This is a genomic window from Pseudoalteromonas sp. 1_2015MBL_MicDiv (assembly GCF_002407505.1).
GTDB classification, from domain to species: domain Bacteria; phylum Pseudomonadota; class Gammaproteobacteria; order Enterobacterales; family Alteromonadaceae; genus Pseudoalteromonas; species Pseudoalteromonas fuliginea.
This window is the reverse complement of sequence record NZ_CP012737.1, coordinates 1,608,694-1,627,656: the sequence shown is the minus strand read 5'-3', so window position 1 is coordinate 1,627,656 and position 18,963 is coordinate 1,608,694. Positions and strand designations below refer to the sequence as shown.

The following is an 18,963-nucleotide window of genomic DNA, read 5'->3' as shown; positions in this document are numbered from 1 at the left end:
TTATAGGTAATAAAATGATTAAACCTGTAATTATTATAGGTGGTGGGCTGGCGGGCTTATACAGTGCGTATCAGTTGCGACTACTTAATACCCCATATTTATTATTAGAAGCTAAATCGCAATTAGGTGGCAGAATTTATTCGGCGCAATCACCAATAAATAGTGGTGTTAGTTTTGATTTGGGCCCTACATGGATATTTCCTCACCAGCCAAAAATTCAAGCGCTAATCAAGTCACTCAACTTAAGTCTATTTGAGCAATACACCAAAGGCGATGTGTTATACCAATCGCCACATTCAGAGCAACCACAACAAATTGCAGGCGCTGGAGAGATGCAATTATTTAGGCTCAAACACGGTATGAATACCTTAATAACTGCATTGTATGAGCAACTTAATCCAGATTTTGTATTGTTAAACCACAATGTCACTGAGCTTAAAAAGAGCGGTGATAGCTGGCAAATTACAGTGAATCATTTAGGTAATATAAAACACTTCAATACGAATAAACTAATGTCAGCAATTCCTGCACGCATGGTGACAGCCCATTTAACACCTGAACAATGGGCTACTCCAACACTCATAAGCCGCCTCAACAGCGTACCGACATGGATGGCAGGACAAGCCAAGTTTATAGCTACTTTTGAACATGCATTTTGGCGTGATAATAACTTATCAGGACAATGCTTTAACCGTGTCGGCCCTATGGTCGAAATTCACGATGCCAGTGCTGAAGATGATAATTACGCCGCATTATTTGGTTTTATAGGTATGCCCTACTTATCACGAAGCGAAGTAACTAAAGAGCAGTTAATTCAAGCCTGTGTCCAGCAGCTTAGCTACTTTTATGGTCAGGATGCTAAAAAGGCAACAGGGTACTTTATTAAAGACTGGGCAGAGGATGAGCTTGTAGCCAATGAGGACGACCGTACTCAGTCTTCACAACACCCAGAATTTAATTTTTCAGGCTTGGGTGAGCAGCTAAGTAACCTAAATATTCATTTTGTAGCGAGTGAATTTGCAAAACAAGAAGCAGGATACTTAGAGGGTGCAATAAATGCAGTTGACGAAGCTATTAATTCAATCATTAGTCTTTAGCAATCAAGAGCTGTAATTTATCCAGCCCTTGATAGTTACAGCGACTAGTTATTTTTGGCGGCGTCTTCACCACTGCCCAATAAAGTGGCAACCCACTGACCTTCGGCACTGGCTTCTAAGCCTATTTTTACAATCATAGTTAATGGCACAGATAAAAGCATACCTACAGTGCCTAGTAACCAACCCCAAAATATTAATGATAAAAACACCACTAATGTTGAAAGACCCAGCCCTTTACCTAAAAATTTAGGTTCTACAATATTGCCCATTACCGTATTTATCGTTAAGTACCCTGCAGCAACAAGTCCTGCCACTAATGGGCCTTGAGTAATAAGGGCAAGTAATACCGCAGGTACAGCTGCGATAATTGATCCAATATTAGGAATGTAATTAAACATAAACGCTAATACTCCCCACAGTACAAAATAATCGATATCTAAAATCCATAAATAAAATGCAGCGATTATACCGGTGGCTAAACTCACTAATGTTTTAATAGCAAGATAGGAGTTTATCGACTCTAAAAAGCGGTCTATTTGTTTCATTTTACTATCGGGATCATCAAGGGCCATGTGTATTTTATTACTCAGCATCGGCCCTTCAAACAACATAAACACAACCGTTAAAATAATTAAAAACATGTTGGCCATTACCCCACCTAAACCAGTGAGCATATCCGTGGCTACATCGACCATTTTTCCTGGATCGAACATATTGATTAACTGTTCTTTATTAATCAATATGTTGTATTGAGATGCTAAATCGACCAGCCATACAAACTCTTCTTTAAGCTGTGTTTTATACTCAGGAAGCTGCTGCGAAAAATCGTTTATGGACTGCCCAACAAGCCCACCTAAGCTTACGCCTAAACCAACAATAATTAGTACCACTAACATAACAGCAATACCTTTGGGAATTCGATATCGCGCGAAAAACTTAATAAATGGATTACAAATAATGGCAATAAACGCCGCTAAAATAAATGGAATAATAATTACACTTGCTGATTTTATACCCGCAAGTACAACGACCAAGGCAGCAAAAACTATTAAACTTTTATTCACTCCAGTTAAATTTGCCAACTCACTAATCCTTTTATTAATTATATTGCCCCAGTGTAAGGCAAAAGCTAATGAAATGAAATAATTACCAAGTGATCATAAAAGTATGCTTTACGTATAAATTTGCAAAGCTGTTTGCTAGCGAGTATGTTTTTTAATCACTTGCTACTATTTTATTGTAAGGATTAATAATGCATATATTTGTTACTGGCGCGACTGGATTAATTGGTAAGCACTTATGCCCTTTTTTACTTCACCATAATACTGTTACTGTGCTTAGCCGAAACCCGACTAAAGCAAACGTATTATTGGGCCATAAAGTTAAAGCCGTAAGTAATGTTAATTCAGTGGATTTTAACAGCGTTGATATTGTTATTAATCTAGCTGGCGAACCGATTGTTAATAAACGTTGGAGTGACAAACAAAAACACATAATACGAGACAGCCGTATTGGTGTTACACAGCAAATTAGTGAAGCAATTAAAGCCAGTAACACTCCCCCACATACTTTTATATCAGGTAGTGCCGTTGGTTTTTATGGTCGACAAAATAGTAACCCTATTGATGAAACTTTTGAAAACCCACACGACGAATTCAGCCACCAGCTTTGTAAAGAGTGGGAAAATGCAGCTTTACTCGCGCAATCAGAACAAACCAGAGTGTGCCTTTTACGAACGGGTATTGTTTTAGCTAAAAAAGGTGGGGCATTAGGTAAAATGCTACCCGCTTTTAAATTATGCTTAGGCGGCCCGATTGGTAACGGAGAGCAAGGTATGTCGTGGATACACATTGACGATATGATTCAGCTAATACTCTTTATAATTAAGCACCCAGAAATTTCAGGCCCAGTTAACGCAACAGCACCAAACCCGGTCAGTAATGCCGAGTTTAGTAAAAGCTTAGGGAATGCATTGTCGCGGCCTGCATTTATCGCTATGCCAACCGCAGTACTTAAACTGCTAATGGGTGAAATGTCAGATTTATTAACCACTGGGCAATTTGTTATCCCACGTAAGGCGCAAGCTCATAATTATCGCTTTCATCACCCTGATATTAAATCAGCCCTAGAAAGTTTGACTTAGTCATTATAAATAAACTGCGCCAAAATTAAGCTAGATTTTGTATCTAGTTGTTCTAAATTAACAACGTTTAAGAATTATTTAATTCGTTAAATTACTCAAGTATTTATGCAGGTTAGTATTAATCCTCTACATAAAAAAAGCCCTTCATTTGAAGGGCTTTGGTAAACACACAATAGAGTTAATAAACTACTTACAAGAGAGCGTAGCCTCGCCTGCCATATTTGGCAAAAACTGAATATTAGCTACAGAAATTGATGTTTTACCATTACTGCGTAAGCTAAATGGGCTTGTTAGGTTTGCAAAATTAACACCCTTATCAGCAAAACAACCTAAATCGATTGATACTGACTGCCATTTATTTTCAATAGTTTTATCCACTACGTTTGCTAAATCAATGCTTGCACCACATTCACCTGAGCAAGTCATAGCAAGGGCTACATCGCTCGTTAGTGCTTCGTTTAATTTAATATCAAAGCTAATCACACTGTTTGCTTCAACGTAGGCAATGGTATCTTCTGCAAAGCTTGTTACTATTTCAGCACTGGCTTTTTCTGCACCGCTGAAGTTAAATTGGCGCGCGTCTTCTTGTACTGTTTTGTCCTCAGTACGGTATTTAATTGCACCAAATTCATGGGTACTACTCGATACATCTAAAAGCTCATCGCCCGATTTTAACAATAAGCGCCATGGTGCTACAGGTGCACCAACAAGTATATCCATACTTGTAAGCCCTGAGTTATCAAGTTTAGAGTCTTCATCAAGGTCGTCAGCTAGCACGTTTTTATCGCCATACGTTAAACCAAAACCATAAGGAAGTAATGGATCGTAATTTTCATCGCCTTTATTAACCGCAGTTTGTACCGCCGATTTAGGCCAAGAAAACGATAGCTTACCTTTAAAGTTATTTTGGATGGTGCCGTCTGCCGCTTTTAATAAAACATCAGCAATACCCGCACCTTCTGTACCAGGTAACCATGCAGCTACAAACGCATCAGATGCGTTAAGTTCGCTGTTAACCCACATAGGGCGACCTGAAATAAACACAGAAACAACAGGGATGCCTTGCTCTTTTAGCGAGCTTAAAAGTGCTAACGACTTTTTATTTCCGCGCTCAAACTCAAGGTTATCTTTATCGCCGTGCCCTTCTGCGTAAGGTTCTTCACCAAATACAACAATGGCAACATCAGGACGTTGTTCAAACGTACCATCAGCACTTAAAGTAACACTTCCACCTGCTGCAGATATTTGCTCTTCAAGCCCTTTGTAAATTGACGTTGCTCCAGGGAAGTCTGCATTTTTATTATTAGTCCCTTGCCACGTAATACTCCAACCACCCGACTGTTTACCTATATTATCGGCACCATCACCTGCAACAAGTACGCGTTGATTAGCTGCGATAGGCAATAAGCTGTTTTTGTTTTTAAGTAATACAAGCGATTCGCGCACAGCTTGACGTGCTACTTCGCGATGCGCTTGCGCGCCAATAAGCTCTGTTTTACCCGAGTAAAGACGCTTAGCCGGACTTGGTTTATCAAATAACCCAGCGCGTAACTTAACGCGTAAAATACGTGCAACCGCATCATCAATGCGGCTCATACTTATTTTACCTGCATTTACTTGTGCAATTGTATTTTCATATAGCGGCTTCCACGCGCCTGTTGGCACCATAAAAATATCAAGGCCAGCATTTACCGCTTCTGGGCAGCTTTCGTTAGTACAGCCTTTAATTTGCCCATGGCCGTTCCAATCACCCACTACAAAACCATCAAAACCCATACGTGTTTTTAATACATCTGTAAGTAAGTATTTATTGCCGTGATTTTTAACGCCATTCCAGCTATTAAAAGACGCCATAACAGATTGACTACCCGCCGACAAACCACCTACGTAACCTTGGGCATGAATATCAAATAGCGACTGCTCGCTGTCTATATTATTTCCCTGATCATCCCCATCAACGGTGCCGCCATCGCCAATAAAATGCTTAACCGTGCTAATAACGCGCTTATCACTTAAAAAGTCGCCATCGGCTTTACCTTGCAATCCATTTACAATCGCTGCTGAGTAATCGTGAACAATTTTTGGATCCTCAGAATAGCCTTCGTACGTTCTGCCCCATCGGTCGTCTCGTACTACTGCTACAGTGGGTGCAAATACCCAATCTATTCCCGTAGCCATTACTTCTACTGCGGTAATAGACGCTATTTGCTCTATTAAATAGGGGTTATTAGCCGCGCCTAAACCAATATTATGTGGAAAAAGCGTCGCGCCAATTACGTTATTATGGCCATGTACTGCATCGGTGCCCCACATAGTTGGAATTTTGCTGCCATCCACTGAGTCATCAATAGATGCTTGATACATTTTTTCTGCAAGTGCAACCCAATCCTCTGGCGTTGCATGCTTATCGCCATTAGGAAAAGCACCACCGCCATTAAGGTAAGAGCCAAAACCATATTTGCGCATGTCTTCAACGGTAATATCACGAATTTCTGGTTGAATCATTTGCGCTACTTTTTGCTCAAGCGTCATACTTTCTAAAAACGTGACAATTTGAGCTTCAATCGCTGGATCTTTTTTCACTGCAATTGAAAGCTTTGGCCAAATTTTCTCAAGCTTTGATTGCGCTTCAACATTTACTTTTTCAACATTACTTTCGTTAGTACATCCGCTTAATGCAGTAACACTTCCTACTAACGTTGCAATTGCTAATGCATTAAGTTTAAAAGTCGTTTTCATTATGATGGCTCCTTCACTAATACTGGTTTGCTGCCTCGTAGGCCGTAAAAAACGATAAATATGTAACATAAAATAGGTAAAACATACGAAAGTTGAACACCCACACTATCAGCAAGCGCACCTTGTAAAAGTGGCACTATTGCACCACCTACAATCGCCAAACACAAAATACCAGAGCCTTGAGCGGTATGCTTACCAAGTCCATTTAACGCTAAACTAAAAATAGTTGGGAACATAATAGAATTGAATAAACCAACCAATAGTATTGACCACATTGCTAATTGACCCGACGTGCTCATGGCAATAATGACTAAAATAATAGCCATGGTTGCGTTAAAGCCAAGTACTTTACCAGCGGGTAGTTTTTGCATTACAGCAGCACCAATAAAACGCCCAACCATAGCACCACCAAAATAATAAGTGATGTAATGAGCTGCAACATGCTCTTTTAGCCCTGCTATATTTTCTTGTGCTAAAAAGCTGACTAAAAAGCTACCAATTGCCACTTCGGCGCCTACATACATAAATATACCCACAGCACCTAATACAAGATGGCGATACTGCCAAGCACTGCCTTCAATTGCTTCTGATTTTTCGGCTTCTGCTTTTTGCTCGCTCATAATGTCTGGTAATTTAAGCCAAGCAAAAATACCGGCTAGTAAAATAAGCATTGCAGCTAAAAGGAGGTAAGGAAGTTGAACTGACTCTGCATTTTGAGCCGGTGTTAAAAAGGCATCTGACGCTGAGTCTAGAATTAACAGAGCACCAAATGATGGCGCAACCGTAGTGCCTAACGCGTTAAAAGCCTGAGTAAGCGTTAATCGAGACGACGCTGTTTTTGCTGAACCCAACAAACTTACATAAGGATTTGCAGATACTTGTAATAACGTTATGCCACTGGCAAGTACAAATAAAGCGAATAAAAAGACAGGATAACTATGTAAAGACGCTGCTGGGTAAAATAATATACACCCGACTGCCGCAATTAAAAGCCCAACCACGATTCCTTTTTTATAACCAAGCTTTTTAACAATGTGTCCACTTGGAAGTGACATTAAAAAGTAAGCGCCAAAAAAGCAAAACTGCACAAGCATTGCTTGTACATACGTTAGGTTAAATACGGCTTTTAAGTGTGGGATTAAAATATCATTTAAGCAGGTTATAAATCCCCACATAAAAAATAATGTTGTTAAAGAAGTTAATGCAAAACTGTAATTTTTATCCTGATAGTTTTGCGACTGTGTGTGTGTTGTCACTGGTGCTGAACTTGCCATGTGTTCTCCGTATTTTATTATTATAAATCTATTCTTAAGCTGCTCTGTTGCAGTTTTCAGCTGTCTTTAAACCATCCAGAAGCATTAAAGAGTTGACCTAAGAATTAATAAACACTAACCTTAAATGTAAGCGCTTTCATATGCAATTAAATACGAACAAGCTGTATATTTCAACACTTTTTATTTTTTGTACCACGCATACAGCATTAATTAAATAAAAACACAGGGCTGATCTCTCTGTAAATGACCAACAAAAGGTTTGTTATTAATGACAAAATTATCACTACCGCCCCATTCACCGCTTTTATCTAAAAACTTTGTGTACGGTGTGGCCACGGCTTCTTTTCAAATAGAAGGCGGATCACAAGATCGTCTCCCATGTATTTGGGACACTTTTTGCGATACGCCCAATAAAATAGTCGATAGCTCAAACGGTCATACCGCGTGCGATCACTATAACCTTTGGCGTGATGATATAGACCTTATTGAGTCACTTGGCGTAGATGCTTACAGGCTTTCTATTTCATGGCCGCGCGTGATGACCCAAGACGCAAAGTTAAATCCTGTAGGCGTGAAGTTTTATACTGATATTTTAGATGAGCTAAAACGTCGCAATATTAAAGCCTTTGTTACTTTGTACCACTGGGATTTACCGCAACATCTTGAAGATGAAGGCGGATGGCTTAACAGACAAACAGCTTACGCTTTTGAGCATTACGTAAATTTAATTACCAAAGCCTTTGGCGATCGCGTTCACTCTTATGCCACACTGAATGAACCATTTTGTAGTGCGTTTTTAGGTTACGAAATTGGTATCCATGCCCCAGGTAAAGTGGGTAAAGAATATGGTCGTAAAGCAGCGCACCATTTATTATTAGCCCACGGACTCGCTATGAGCGTATTAAAGCAAAACTCGCCTAATACTTTAAATGGCATAGTGCTAAACTTTACGCCGTGTTATAGCCTAACTCAAAGTGATGAAGACTTAAAAGCCACTGCATTTGCAGACGACTACCTTAATCAGTGGTATATCAAACCAATAATTGATGCCCAATACCCCGATATAATTAATCAATTACCATTAAACCATCAGCCTGAGATTCTTGAGGGCGATATGGAACTAATTTCTCAATCTATTGATTACTTAGGTATTAACTTTTATACCCGCCAAGTTTATAAAGCGCACCCTACTGACATTTATGAGCCTATTGCACCTATGGGCCCGCTAACTGATATGGGGTGGGAAATTTATCCGCAATCGTTCACTGACTTGCTCGTATCGCTTAATAAAACATACACCTTACCGCCTATTTATATAACCGAAAATGGTGCAGCAATGCCCGATACGTATAATAATGGTGAAGTTAACGACTTAGACCGTTTAAGTTATTATAATACTCATTTAAACGCGGTTCATAATGCAATTGAACAAGGTGTTGTTATACATGGCTACTTTGCTTGGAGCTTAATGGATAACTTTGAATGGGCAGAAGGCTATTTAAAACGTTTTGGTATTGTGTATGTAGATTATAAAACCCAGCAACGCACTATTAAAAACAGTGGCTTAGCTTATAAAGAACTCATCTCTAAAAGATAAGAGCATACCCATAACTAAAAACAAGTATAAAGCGGGATAAATAATCATGGTCAGTGTAAAAGAAAAAATAGCGTATGGCTTAGGCGACACCGCCAGTAATATTATTTTTCAAACAGTTATGATGTTTTTAATGCTGTACTACACAGACGTAGTGGGTTTATCACCCGCTGTTGTCGGTACTATGTTTTTAGCAGTACGTATTTTTGATGCCGTAACCGACCCATTAATGGGCAACCTTGCTGACAAAACACATACGCGCTGGGGGCACTTTCGCCCCTACCTACTTTGGCTTTCACTTCCTTTTGCTATTATTAGTATTTTAGCGTTTACTACGCCTGATTTAGAAGGCACCGATAAAATAATTTACGCCTTTACTACTTACACACTACTTATGGTGGCTTACACCGCTATCAATATTCCTTATTGTGCACTGGGCGGTGTACTTACAAGCGACGCAAAAGAGCGCGTGACTATTCAGTCTTACCGCTTTGTATTTGGTATGTTAGGCGGCGTAATAGTAGCGGGTTGTACTATGCCAATGGTTGAGTACTTTGGCCAAGGCGATGCAGCTAAGGGCTATCAATACACCATGACTGCAATGAGCATTTTAGGCTTTGTACTTTTTTTACTTTGTTTTTTAGGCACAAAAGAGCGTATACAACAGCCAAAAGAGCAAAACATTCCTTTTGCCCAAAGTGTTAAAGCATTAATTAAAAACGATCAATGGCGAACGCTTTGCTTAGCGGCGTTCTTTTTACTTACCGGTCAAGTATTAAGGCTTACGCTTGCTGTTTACTACGTAAAATACTATTTAGGTCGAGACGATTTAATCACCTTATTTATGACACTAGGCGTTGCAGCAAGCATGGTAGGTTGTGCTTTAGCTCAACCGCTTGCAAAGCGCTTTTGTAAAATAAAAGCCTATATAAGCTTACAAGTTATTGCTGCCGCTATTTGTGGTTTTAGCTACTTTATTAGTAAAGATCAATTAGTACTCGCATTTACTGCCTTTATTTTATGGAAATTCTTTTTAGATATGGCAACCCCGTTGTTGTGGGCCAAAATGGCCGACACCATAGATTACGGGCATGAAAAAACAGGTGTACGCATTACGGGTTTAGTTTATTCAGGCGTCATATTTTTTATTAAAATGGGCGTGGCGGTAGGCGGCGCAATTGCAGGCTGGTTGTTATCTTTTTACAGCTATCAGGCCGATGCAGTACAAACACTTGATACTCAACACGGTATTTTACTTTCATTTACTGTCTTGCCTGCTTTTGGATCTTTATTTGTTGCCTACATAATGAAAAAATATACACTGACTAATCAGGTTGTTGAAAATATTCAATCTAAACTAACAACTAGGGTCTGTTGATCTTTCAAGGTTAAATTTGCAGCAGTCTGTTTGGTATTTAGGCAAGGCAGAGCCTATGTAGTGTGGTTATTCCCCATAAATGGGCGATAACGTAGCATTAATGCCAAACAGGCGCTGCCCAAAGGGTTCTTTCTAGGGGCTATTTACTCTTTGTTGCTCGGTTTTTACTTAGCCCACTAGGTTACAAACCTCGCGCCGCGATTAAATAGCCCCTAGTTTGAACAAATTTTAATCCGCAAAGATCAACAGACCCTAGTTAAGGATAAGCGAGTGAACAAATAACATGGCAACAATTTATCAAGTCTCAGAGCTTGCGGGCGTATCGTTAGCCACCGTTTCTCGCGTGATGAACAAAAATACCCGTGTAAGCGATAAAACCAAACAAAAAGTGCTTGATGCCATGGAGCAGCTTGGCTACAAGCCTAACTCAATAGCGCAATCTTTAGCCTCTAACTGTACTAACAGTGTCGGTATTTTAGTGTCTGAGTTACATGGTCCTTTCTTTGCCCAAATGATGGCAGGTATTGAGTCGGAGCTTCGTGCTGCGGGTAAACACGTTATTATTACCACCGGGCACAGTGAAGAAGACAAAGAACAAGAAGGCATTGAGTTTTTAATTAGCAGACGCTGCGATGCTATTATTTTGCACGTAGAAGCCGTTTCAGACGACTACCTAATAAAACTAAGTAAAGGCTCTACGCCCGTTTATTTAATGAGCCGTTACGTAGAGCAATTAAAAGATAACTGTATCAGTTTAGATAATCAATTAGGTGGCTACCTAGCCACTAAATCTATATTAAATCAAGGCCATACACAAATAGCGTACATTGCAGGTCCGCAGTTTAAAGCCGATGCTTTTAACCGCTTAGAGGGTCATAAACAAGCACTCACAGAGGCTGGTATTAAATTTGATCCTGCGCTTTATTACATTGGCGATTTTAACGAAACCGGTGGTAGTGAAGGCTTAAAACATTTTATTGATGAAAAGCTCAGCTTTACTGCACTAGTGTGCGCCAATGACGAAATGGCTTCCGGTGCTATGAAATATGCTCGAGAGCACGGTTATAATTTACCAAACGATTTATCGATTGTTGGATTTGATAACGTTATTTTTGCAAACTATCTGTACCCTACACTCACGACCATAGATAATCCGGTCGGGAAAATGGGCGAAATGGCCGCTAAATTAGTGCTTAAAGATGTTTATCAAAATAAAAACCTTGTTATAAATCGCTTTTTTGAACCCACTTTAATGCAGCGCGATTCATCTTCACCACTTATTAAATAAAGACTAAAAGCAAATACTAATTTTGCTACAAAAAAAGCGGCTAAATGCCGCTTTTGTATGTGAGCTACTTAACAATCCAAGGCGTTACTTTAATAACCTGCGATATATCGCCAAATGCTGCGGTATCATCTTCCCAGCTATCTTTAACTGCAAAGTAACACACTGACTTTTCACACGTTATGCTCTTATCATCAAATTGCATTGGGCTTTTAAATGTAACTGCTACGCCCTTTTGCTCTGGTAATAAAAACCACATTAATTTACTTACAAAAAAGCCCGACAGATCAGTTAACAGCTCATCAAGTTCTTCGTTAATGGTATATAACGACTGCTTTGAAAGCGCTAAACCTTCAAGTTCATTTGCTTCTATTTGTAACTTTAATTGGCAATCATGTTCAGGGTTTTGTGGCTGAACAACAATCACCGCTTTATCGCTATCAAGTTGCTTATCGAACGGTAATAGTAGCTGTGCTTTATCGGTAAAGTTGAGCGGATACTCGTTTTTTTCGGTTAAAATAGTACCGCTTTTTATTGCGCACGCTTCGTTAGTTGCTATATCACTTATATAAAAGTTAACTCGCGCATATTGAAAATCGCCTTTGTTAACTACCTTTAAGCGATCGTAAAAACCGTCGTACGACATCACAAATTCTCTCGCATTGGCGTTAAATACCGTCGTACTAAGCAACAACAACGAGATAACACTCACGCAATTTAGAATACGTTTATTCATCAAAGTAAGCTCTATTTTGGTTGATCATGGTGTTCAATTCTTCAATGTACGCTTCACCACGTTCAGAATATGACATTAAACCCTGCGTTAGTTTTGTCGCCTTGATCTGCTTTTGTTCAAGGCGTAAATTTTCGCGAATCGCGCGTAAATCTTTATAAGCAGGATGTGTGTTGATATTTTTAAAGTAAGAATTTATAGCCGCTCTTACCGACTTAAACGCAGCCACTTCATGCACAGCACCTGTATTACGGCGTCTTGGCACCATGCCACAACCTTTTGAATAACACCACTGACCAAAAAAGTTAAGGCCAATACGTGCAAAACGCGATGTGCCCCACGCAGATTCATTCGCTGCTTGCATAAGCGCTAATTCTTTAGGAATTATATCAACACGGCGCAGTGCTTGTGTAAGTATTAGCGTATCAACCGTGGTTGGTAAGCCGTACGACTTTAAAATTTTAACAATATCTTTGCTTTGTTTAGATTGCAGTGGCTCGTTATCCTCAAGCATCATGCGTGCTATTTCAAGCTTAGCGCGTTGCTGTAGTATTTTTTTATTTTCGGCTTCAACGTGCGGACGAATAAAGCTAAAAAATGCATGTTTTTTTTCTTTAACATCACTAAATTCTGAAAACTTTGGCAGTTTTACATTATGTAATGGTTTTTCTTTTTTCTTCACTTTTTTTGGTTGTTCTGACGTTTGTTCTTCCGATTCAACATCGTCACTTTGTATAAACGGATATGCAAGCGCCCATACAAAAAACACGGTTAGTAAAAGCTTAAAAATCGTTTTTAACATGTATTCTCTCTTTGAAACAACAACTATGCATGGTTTATACACAAGCATACGAAGGCGCATTATACCTAAGCCACTTTATAAACGCGAATAACTGGGGTTTGATAACCTTTTACGGTTGAATCTTCGCAATGTATTTGGGTTTTAGATAAAACAGAGCCTATGTAGTGCATTTGTTCATTCGCAATTTATAAGTGCATGGGTATACTAAGCAAAGTTTAATAATATTAACTATGTGTGAGTAAGCAGTATGGATAAACAATGGCAAAGCCGAATAATAGAGCAATATAAACATCGTCCTAGCGATAACCGCTCGCCGTGGCAGGTCGATCGTTCGCGTATTATTCATGCCGCTGCATTTAGGCGTTTGCAAGCTAAAACTCAAATTATGGGCATTGGCCTAAACGACTTTTACCGCACTCGCCTTACCCACTCTTTAGAAGTATCGCAAATTGGTACCGGCATATTGCGCCATTTAAAAGCGCAACATAGTGACTTTACGCACTTTCCATCAACCGGACTGCTAGAAACACTGTGTTTAGCGCACGATATTGGCCATCCGCCTTTTGGGCATGGTGGTGAAATAGCACTAAATTACATGATGCGCGATCACGGTGGTTTTGAAGGTAACGCACAAACACTGCGCATAGTTGCAAAACTTGAGCCCTACAGTAATGGCCACGGCATGAACCTCACTCGTCGTACTTTATTAGGCTTTATAAAATACCCCGCGTTTATTAATACGCTTTGGCATACCATTCCTGACGATACAACCGGTCGTGCATTTATAAAAGCGGATGATTGGAGACCTGCCAAAGGGTTATACAACGACGATGCAGCCATATTTAATTGGATAGTAGAACCACTAATTGAAAACGATAAAACATTGCTAGGTAGCCATGCCGCTATTGATAAGTACCGCGCTAAAACAACGTATAAATCGCTCGATAGCGCCATAATGGAACACGCCGACGATATAGCATACGCGGTACACGACTTAGAAGATGCCATTGCAACCCACGTACTTACGTTAGACGATTGGCAAACTCATGCTCTGCCTCATTTAAAAGCACTAAATTTTGCCTGGTTAAACACCATGCTTGAATCGCTGACCCAGCGTTTGTTTTCAAAAAATGATTATGAGCGAAAAGATGCCATAGGTGAGCTGGTTAATACCTTTATTATTCATATACATTTAGATATTCAAAACGATGACTTTGAATGCCCTATTTTAAAGAACACCGCTAAATTAGATGCCCAATACGACAGTGTATTGCAAATACTTAAGCATTTTGTGTTTCAACGTTTAATACGTGACCCCGAAATGCAGCAAATAGAGTTCAAAGGTCAAAACTTACTAATAGAGTTATTTACCGCTTTTGCTAGCGATCCGCTGCGTTTATTGCCCGAAACAACACAAGCACAATACATAGAAGCACAAAAGCAAAACCAAGGTATGCGTATAATTTGCGATTATTTGAGCGGAATGACCGACGAATACGCTTATAAAACGTATCAACGATTGTTTTCACCTATGCAATAAAAATGTAATACGAAGTAAAGTTCAACTAATTTTAAACCATTTACCTGTTAAATTAAAAAAACAAAGTAAAAAAATGAGATGCAAGGTCAATTAATGATTGAATTTTTGTTAAACAAAAGCTATGGTTCACTGATTAAAATTTATTTATAAGGAAATTCCATGAAAATACTATGCTCAGTTGTTTTACTCTCCGTACTAAGCTTTTCTAATGTGGTCAACGCAAATGACTTAACAAAATACATGAACTCCATAAAACCCAAGGAACCTACAATTTACCCTCTAGACGATAATGGGCATTTGAATATTACCTGTAAGTTTGGTTGTGATATACATAAAGAACTGAAATATCTATTCAGTTTTTATGATACGTTTTTGAGTGAATCACAGGTTTTTAATTTTTTTAGTGATGATCAATTCATTGAAAGCATTACTCTAAAAGATTACTTGGATGAATTTTATTCTGGCGTTACTACATCCTCGACTTTATTAGCGGGTAATAATATAGAAAAAGATAATGCTATTGGGTTATTAGATATGCCTTTAGAATGTAAATACGACCCAGATTATAGCTGTGAGCAATGGGTGAAAAATGATTTTATAAATTACATATCCAGCCAAAAAATAGAACTTACGATAAATCAGCCATTTATCGATGGTAATAATGATGCGAGAAGAATTGCAATTTCCTTAATAACTTCACATCGGGTGGGGAAGCTAGCAACACAGGTTGCAAAAGCGTTAAAAGTTTTTATTAGTGCGAACCTCACTGCAACTGCTACTGCTGTAGCCACAAACGAGGTTTTGACTAGCACTAATTGGTATCAAACTGATTTAAAAGCAGGTGATACGCTAGTCATTAAGGGCGGTAAATTGATTAATATACGCTCAAGCCAATCATCAGGAAGTGGCTCAGAGGGTGGGAGTAACTGGGATGGAGTCGAAACCCTTGAAAGAGGCTTTGTATGTATGAACGTCTGGACTAATTCTGGTGGGGGAGACATAATACAGCAAGTCTGTTATTAATCATATAATCTAAAAATTTCACCCTCCTATTTTGGATGTTATTATGGATATACTTTTTATATTTTTATTACCGCTTATATCACCTTTTATTTGTATTAAAGTTTTTGAACTTTCTGGTAAAGAAACATTTGAAAGCTTTATAAATTACTATCTTTTATGGTTGTATTTTTTTGCTTTTGGTTCAATAAGCTCTTACATTATTACCTTAATATATTTAATTTTTAGTATTTTATTGCTAACTATACTTTCATATGAAAATTGTAAGATAAGAGTTATTAATTTAAAAGATTACAAATTATATCTTGGGCTATTTGGTAGCTTATTTTTGATATCAATAATATTTAACTATGATGGATTACAGTGGGTGAGTGCTAGTATGCTGCTATTACAGTGTATGTGTTTTGTGATCGAGCGAATATTAAATTATAAGAGCTCGTATCATGATAATAAGGAAAGTTAACTTTCATTTTTATAATCTGGTTTTTATTATTAACCCAAATAAAAATACTTAAAAAACAACCTATATCCATTAGCTTACACAAAAAAAAAGAAAAGGCCGAGTAAATTAACTTTACTCGGCTTTTTTTGTTTTGACTATTTTGTTAGCTATTTTGTTAGCTATTTTGTTAAAGCGCTTTTATAACGACTCTACACCCATGTTATATAGCGTAAAACCAAATATATCAGCAAACTGCTCAATTGTTTTGCTTGTTGGAGTACCTGCACCATGCCCCGCATTGGTTTCTATGCGAATAAGCGTTGGATTATTACCCGTTTGCTTTGCTTGAAGCTCAGCGGCAAACTTAAACGAATGCGAAGGAACAACGCGGTCATCATGATCGCCCGTTGTGATCATTGTAGCTGGATACTCAACACCTGCTTTTACATTATGAAGTGGTGAGTAACCTTTAATGTATTCAAACATTTCTTTGCTTTGCTCACTGGTACCGTAGTCGTATGCCCAACCAGCGCCTGCTGTAAATGTATGGTAGCGCAGCATATCAAGTACACCTACAGCAGGAAGAGCAACTTGAAATAAGTCTGGGCGCTGCGTCATTACGGCGCCAACCAATAAGCCACCATTAGAGCCACCGCGAAGTGCTAAGCGTTTTTTAGAGGTGTACTTTTTATCTTTTAAGTACTCAGCCGCCGCAATAAAGTCGTCAAACACATTTTGCTTTTGCAATTTAGTGCCGGCATTGTGCCAGTCTTTACCGTACTCACCACCACCGCGAATATTAGCAACGGCGTATACACCACCTTGCTCAAGCCATACTGCATTAACCGGGCTAAAGCTTGGCGTTAAACTAATATTAAAACCACCGTAACCGTATAAAATTGTAGGATTAGATCCATCAAGCTTAATGCCTGTTTTATAGGTAATTACCATCGGTATTTTAGTACCGTCTTTTGATGTGTAAAACACCTGCTCAGACGTGTAATCATCGCTATTAAAATCAATAGCCGACTTACGATAAACATCCGACTCGCCAGTTGATACATCAAATGTATAGGTTGTGCCCGGTGTTGTATAATTAGTGAATGAATAATAAAGCGTTGTTTGATCTTTTTTACCACCAAAGCCACGAGCAGTGCCTACAGCCGGTAAAGCAATTTCACGAATTAACTCACCTTTTTTGTTGTACTGTTTTACCTTCGAAATCGCATCAACCATGTAGTTGGCAAAAAAGGTATCGCCGCCTTTTGTAAGATTTAGTACGTTTTTGGTTTCAGGAATTAAATCAACCCAATTTTCTGGGCTTGGGTTACTTGCATCAACCGTCACTACTTTTTTGTTTCGTGCATTAAGGTTAGTAACTAAAAACAGCTTGCTGCCTTCGTTATCAATAACTGATGTATCTGAATCAGTATTTCCTACAACCGTTACAAACTCACTGTTTTGCTTTGTTAAGTCTTTTACAAACAGCTTATTGCCTGAGGTTGACGTACTAGCTGAAATAAGTAAGTAGCGGCCGTCATGAGTTACATCAGCGCCTACATAGCGATGTTTTTGCTCATCAGTTTCACCAAATACAACACTATCAGCAGATTGAGCAGTACCTAGCTTATGGTAATACGCTTTATGCTGATCTGTTTTAGCCGAAAGCTCACTGCCTTTAGGTTTTTCGTAACTTGAATAATAAAAGCCCTCGTTACCTAACCAATCAATGCCACTAAATTTAACGTCAACAAGCGCTTCTTCAACTTGCTCTTTAGTGTGAGTATCGATAACAATAATTTTACGCCAGTCGCTGCCACCTTCAGATATTTGATATGCGAGCAACGAGCCATCTTTGGAAAACGATAAACCAGACATAGACGTCGTACCATCGTCACTAAACTTGTTTGGATCTAAAAATACTTCAACGTTGCCGCCCTCTTTACTGCGGTACAAAACATATTGATTTTGCAGGCCATCGTTTTTATAAAAATAGGTGTAATCGCCTTCAGTAAAAGGAGCGCCTATTTTTTCGTAATTCATTAGTTTTTCAAGGCGCTGCTTTAACTTATCGCGATAAGGTATTTGTTCTAAATAAGAAAACGTTAAATTGTTTTGCGCTTTAACCCAATCAGCAGTTTCGCCGCTCATATCATCTTCAAGCCAACGATATGGATCCGTCACCGATTCTTCAAAGTAAGTGTCTACCACTTCACCTTTTTTAGTCTCTGGGTACACAATTGTATTTACTTGTTTCATTGATACTTTTACTTCTTCTTGAGTTACTGTATTAGTTGGCTCTGAACAACCGCTAAGTGCCATAAGTACAGCACATGTTAAAGTTTGCTTAAACATGGTGAGTTCGGTTCTTATTTATTATTAATAGCATAAGAAGTTATTAACTTTTAATCCTTTTGTCTATTAAGATGCGTTCAATGCTATTTGTCGTTGTAAACAAATGTAAAGGTGCGCTTTAATAGCCCACAATCCTCATAAAATAAAAAACAATAAAAGAGCACGCAATGCAAAGTACAAACCCCACATTTAAAAGCTTTAAAGCCTTCTACCCTTATTATTTAAAAGAGCACCGCAACGTTATTTGCCGCCGCTTACATTTTATAGGAAGCACACTGGTTCTTGCTGTAATTGCAATAGCATTATTGAAACAGCAATACAGTTTATTATGGCTATTACCTGTTATTGGATATGGGTTTGCGTGGGTCGGGCATTTCTTTTTTGAAAAAAACCGCCCTGCTACTTTTAAACACCCTTTTTACAGTTTGTGGGGAGATTGGGTAATGTTTAAAGATATGCTTGTAGGAAAAATTAAATTTTAACACTATTTTTAGCACTCTTTTTTATACCAATTACTTATAAAAACAAAATTACTTCATGCTTTAGAGTATAGGTTCTAAT

The 18,963-nt window shown here is 38.6% G+C and carries 14 protein-coding genes; 8 read left to right on the top strand and 6 right to left on the bottom strand.

Annotated features, from left to right (window positions below; genetic code table 11):
* The first annotated feature begins 14 nt into the window (after positions 1 to 14).
* The gene (locus AOR04_RS07410) at positions 15 to 1,097 is read left to right on the top strand and encodes a flavin monoamine oxidase family protein (RefSeq protein WP_096792924.1); all 1,083 of its coding nucleotides are present in this window, start codon (positions 15 to 17) and stop codon (positions 1,095 to 1,097) included.
* Between the two features lie 44 nt (positions 1,098 to 1,141).
* Here AOR04_RS07410 and AOR04_RS07405 read toward each other — a convergent pair whose 3' ends face one another.
* Positions 1,142 to 2,179 carry an AI-2E family transporter gene (locus tag AOR04_RS07405; RefSeq protein ID WP_096792923.1) on the bottom strand — a complete coding sequence of 346 codons (1,038 nt, stop codon included), beginning with the start codon at positions 2,177 to 2,179 and terminating at the stop codon, positions 1,142 to 1,144.
* Between the two features lie 170 nt (positions 2,180 to 2,349).
* On the opposite strand from AOR04_RS07405, the gene AOR04_RS07400 reads away from it, so the two are divergent.
* A complete protein-coding gene (locus AOR04_RS07400) occupies positions 2,350 to 3,240 on the top strand; it encodes a TIGR01777 family oxidoreductase (protein WP_008138320.1) in 891 nt (296 codons plus the stop codon).
* 186 nt (positions 3,241 to 3,426) lie between these two features.
* Here AOR04_RS07400 and AOR04_RS07395 read toward each other — a convergent pair whose 3' ends face one another.
* Positions 3,427 to 5,979, bottom strand: coding sequence for a glycoside hydrolase family 3 protein (locus tag AOR04_RS07395; RefSeq protein WP_096792922.1), 2,553 nt, complete (start codon positions 5,977 to 5,979; stop codon positions 3,427 to 3,429).
* Complete coding sequence (locus AOR04_RS07390) at positions 5,979 to 7,253, bottom strand: sugar MFS transporter (protein WP_096792921.1); 1,275 nt, start codon at positions 7,251 to 7,253, stop codon at positions 5,979 to 5,981. The genes AOR04_RS07395 and AOR04_RS07390 overlap by 1 nt, the downstream gene beginning before the upstream one ends.
* Before the next feature lie 268 nt (positions 7,254 to 7,521).
* Between AOR04_RS07390 and AOR04_RS07385 the strand changes: the two genes are divergently transcribed.
* The 3 genes from AOR04_RS07385 to AOR04_RS07375 all read left to right on the top strand — a co-directional run bounded on the left by AOR04_RS07385 (position 7,522) and on the right by AOR04_RS07375 (position 11,513).
* Positions 7,522 to 8,850 carry a GH1 family beta-glucosidase gene (locus AOR04_RS07385; protein WP_096792920.1) on the top strand — a complete coding sequence of 443 codons (1,329 nt, stop codon included), beginning with the start codon at positions 7,522 to 7,524 and terminating at the stop codon, positions 8,848 to 8,850.
* A gap of 46 nt (positions 8,851 to 8,896) precedes the next feature.
* The gene (locus AOR04_RS07380) at positions 8,897 to 10,225 is read left to right on the top strand and encodes a glycoside-pentoside-hexuronide (GPH):cation symporter (protein WP_007375457.1); all 1,329 of its coding nucleotides are present in this window, start codon (positions 8,897 to 8,899) and stop codon (positions 10,223 to 10,225) included.
* 283 nt (positions 10,226 to 10,508) lie between these two features.
* Complete coding sequence (locus AOR04_RS07375; RefSeq protein ID WP_096792919.1) at positions 10,509 to 11,513, top strand: LacI family DNA-binding transcriptional regulator; 1,005 nt, start codon at positions 10,509 to 10,511, stop codon at positions 11,511 to 11,513.
* A gap of 64 nt (positions 11,514 to 11,577) precedes the next feature.
* Here AOR04_RS07375 and AOR04_RS07370 read toward each other — a convergent pair whose 3' ends face one another.
* Positions 11,578 to 12,246, bottom strand: coding sequence for a DUF2987 domain-containing protein (locus AOR04_RS07370; protein ID WP_198403013.1), 669 nt, complete (start codon positions 12,244 to 12,246; stop codon positions 11,578 to 11,580).
* A complete protein-coding gene (locus AOR04_RS07365; RefSeq protein ID WP_096792918.1) occupies positions 12,239 to 13,045 on the bottom strand; it encodes a glucosaminidase domain-containing protein in 807 nt (268 codons plus the stop codon). The genes AOR04_RS07370 and AOR04_RS07365 overlap by 8 nt, the downstream gene beginning before the upstream one ends.
* Positions 13,046 to 13,292: 247 nt before the next feature.
* Between AOR04_RS07365 and AOR04_RS07360 the strand changes: the two genes are divergently transcribed.
* On the top strand, positions 13,293 to 14,585 hold the full coding sequence (locus AOR04_RS07360; protein ID WP_096792917.1) for an anti-phage deoxyguanosine triphosphatase: 1,293 nt from the start codon (positions 13,293 to 13,295) through the stop codon (positions 14,583 to 14,585).
* A 159-nt stretch (positions 14,586 to 14,744) separates the two neighbouring features.
* Positions 14,745 to 15,608 (top strand): hypothetical protein, encoded by an 864-nt coding sequence (locus AOR04_RS07355; RefSeq protein ID WP_096792916.1) that lies wholly within the window; start codon positions 14,745 to 14,747, stop codon positions 15,606 to 15,608.
* Positions 15,609 to 16,245: 637 nt separating this feature from the next.
* On the opposite strand, the gene AOR04_RS07345 is transcribed toward AOR04_RS07355, so the two are convergent.
* Entirely contained in the window at positions 16,246 to 18,402 is a 2,157-nt protein-coding gene (locus AOR04_RS07345) for a prolyl oligopeptidase family serine peptidase (protein WP_096792914.1), read from the bottom strand.
* A 167-nt stretch (positions 18,403 to 18,569) separates the two neighbouring features.
* Between AOR04_RS07345 and AOR04_RS07340 the strand changes: the two genes are divergently transcribed.
* Complete coding sequence (locus AOR04_RS07340) at positions 18,570 to 18,884, top strand: DUF962 domain-containing protein (RefSeq protein WP_096792913.1); 315 nt, start codon at positions 18,570 to 18,572, stop codon at positions 18,882 to 18,884.
* Positions 18,885 to 18,963 lie beyond the last annotated feature (79 nt).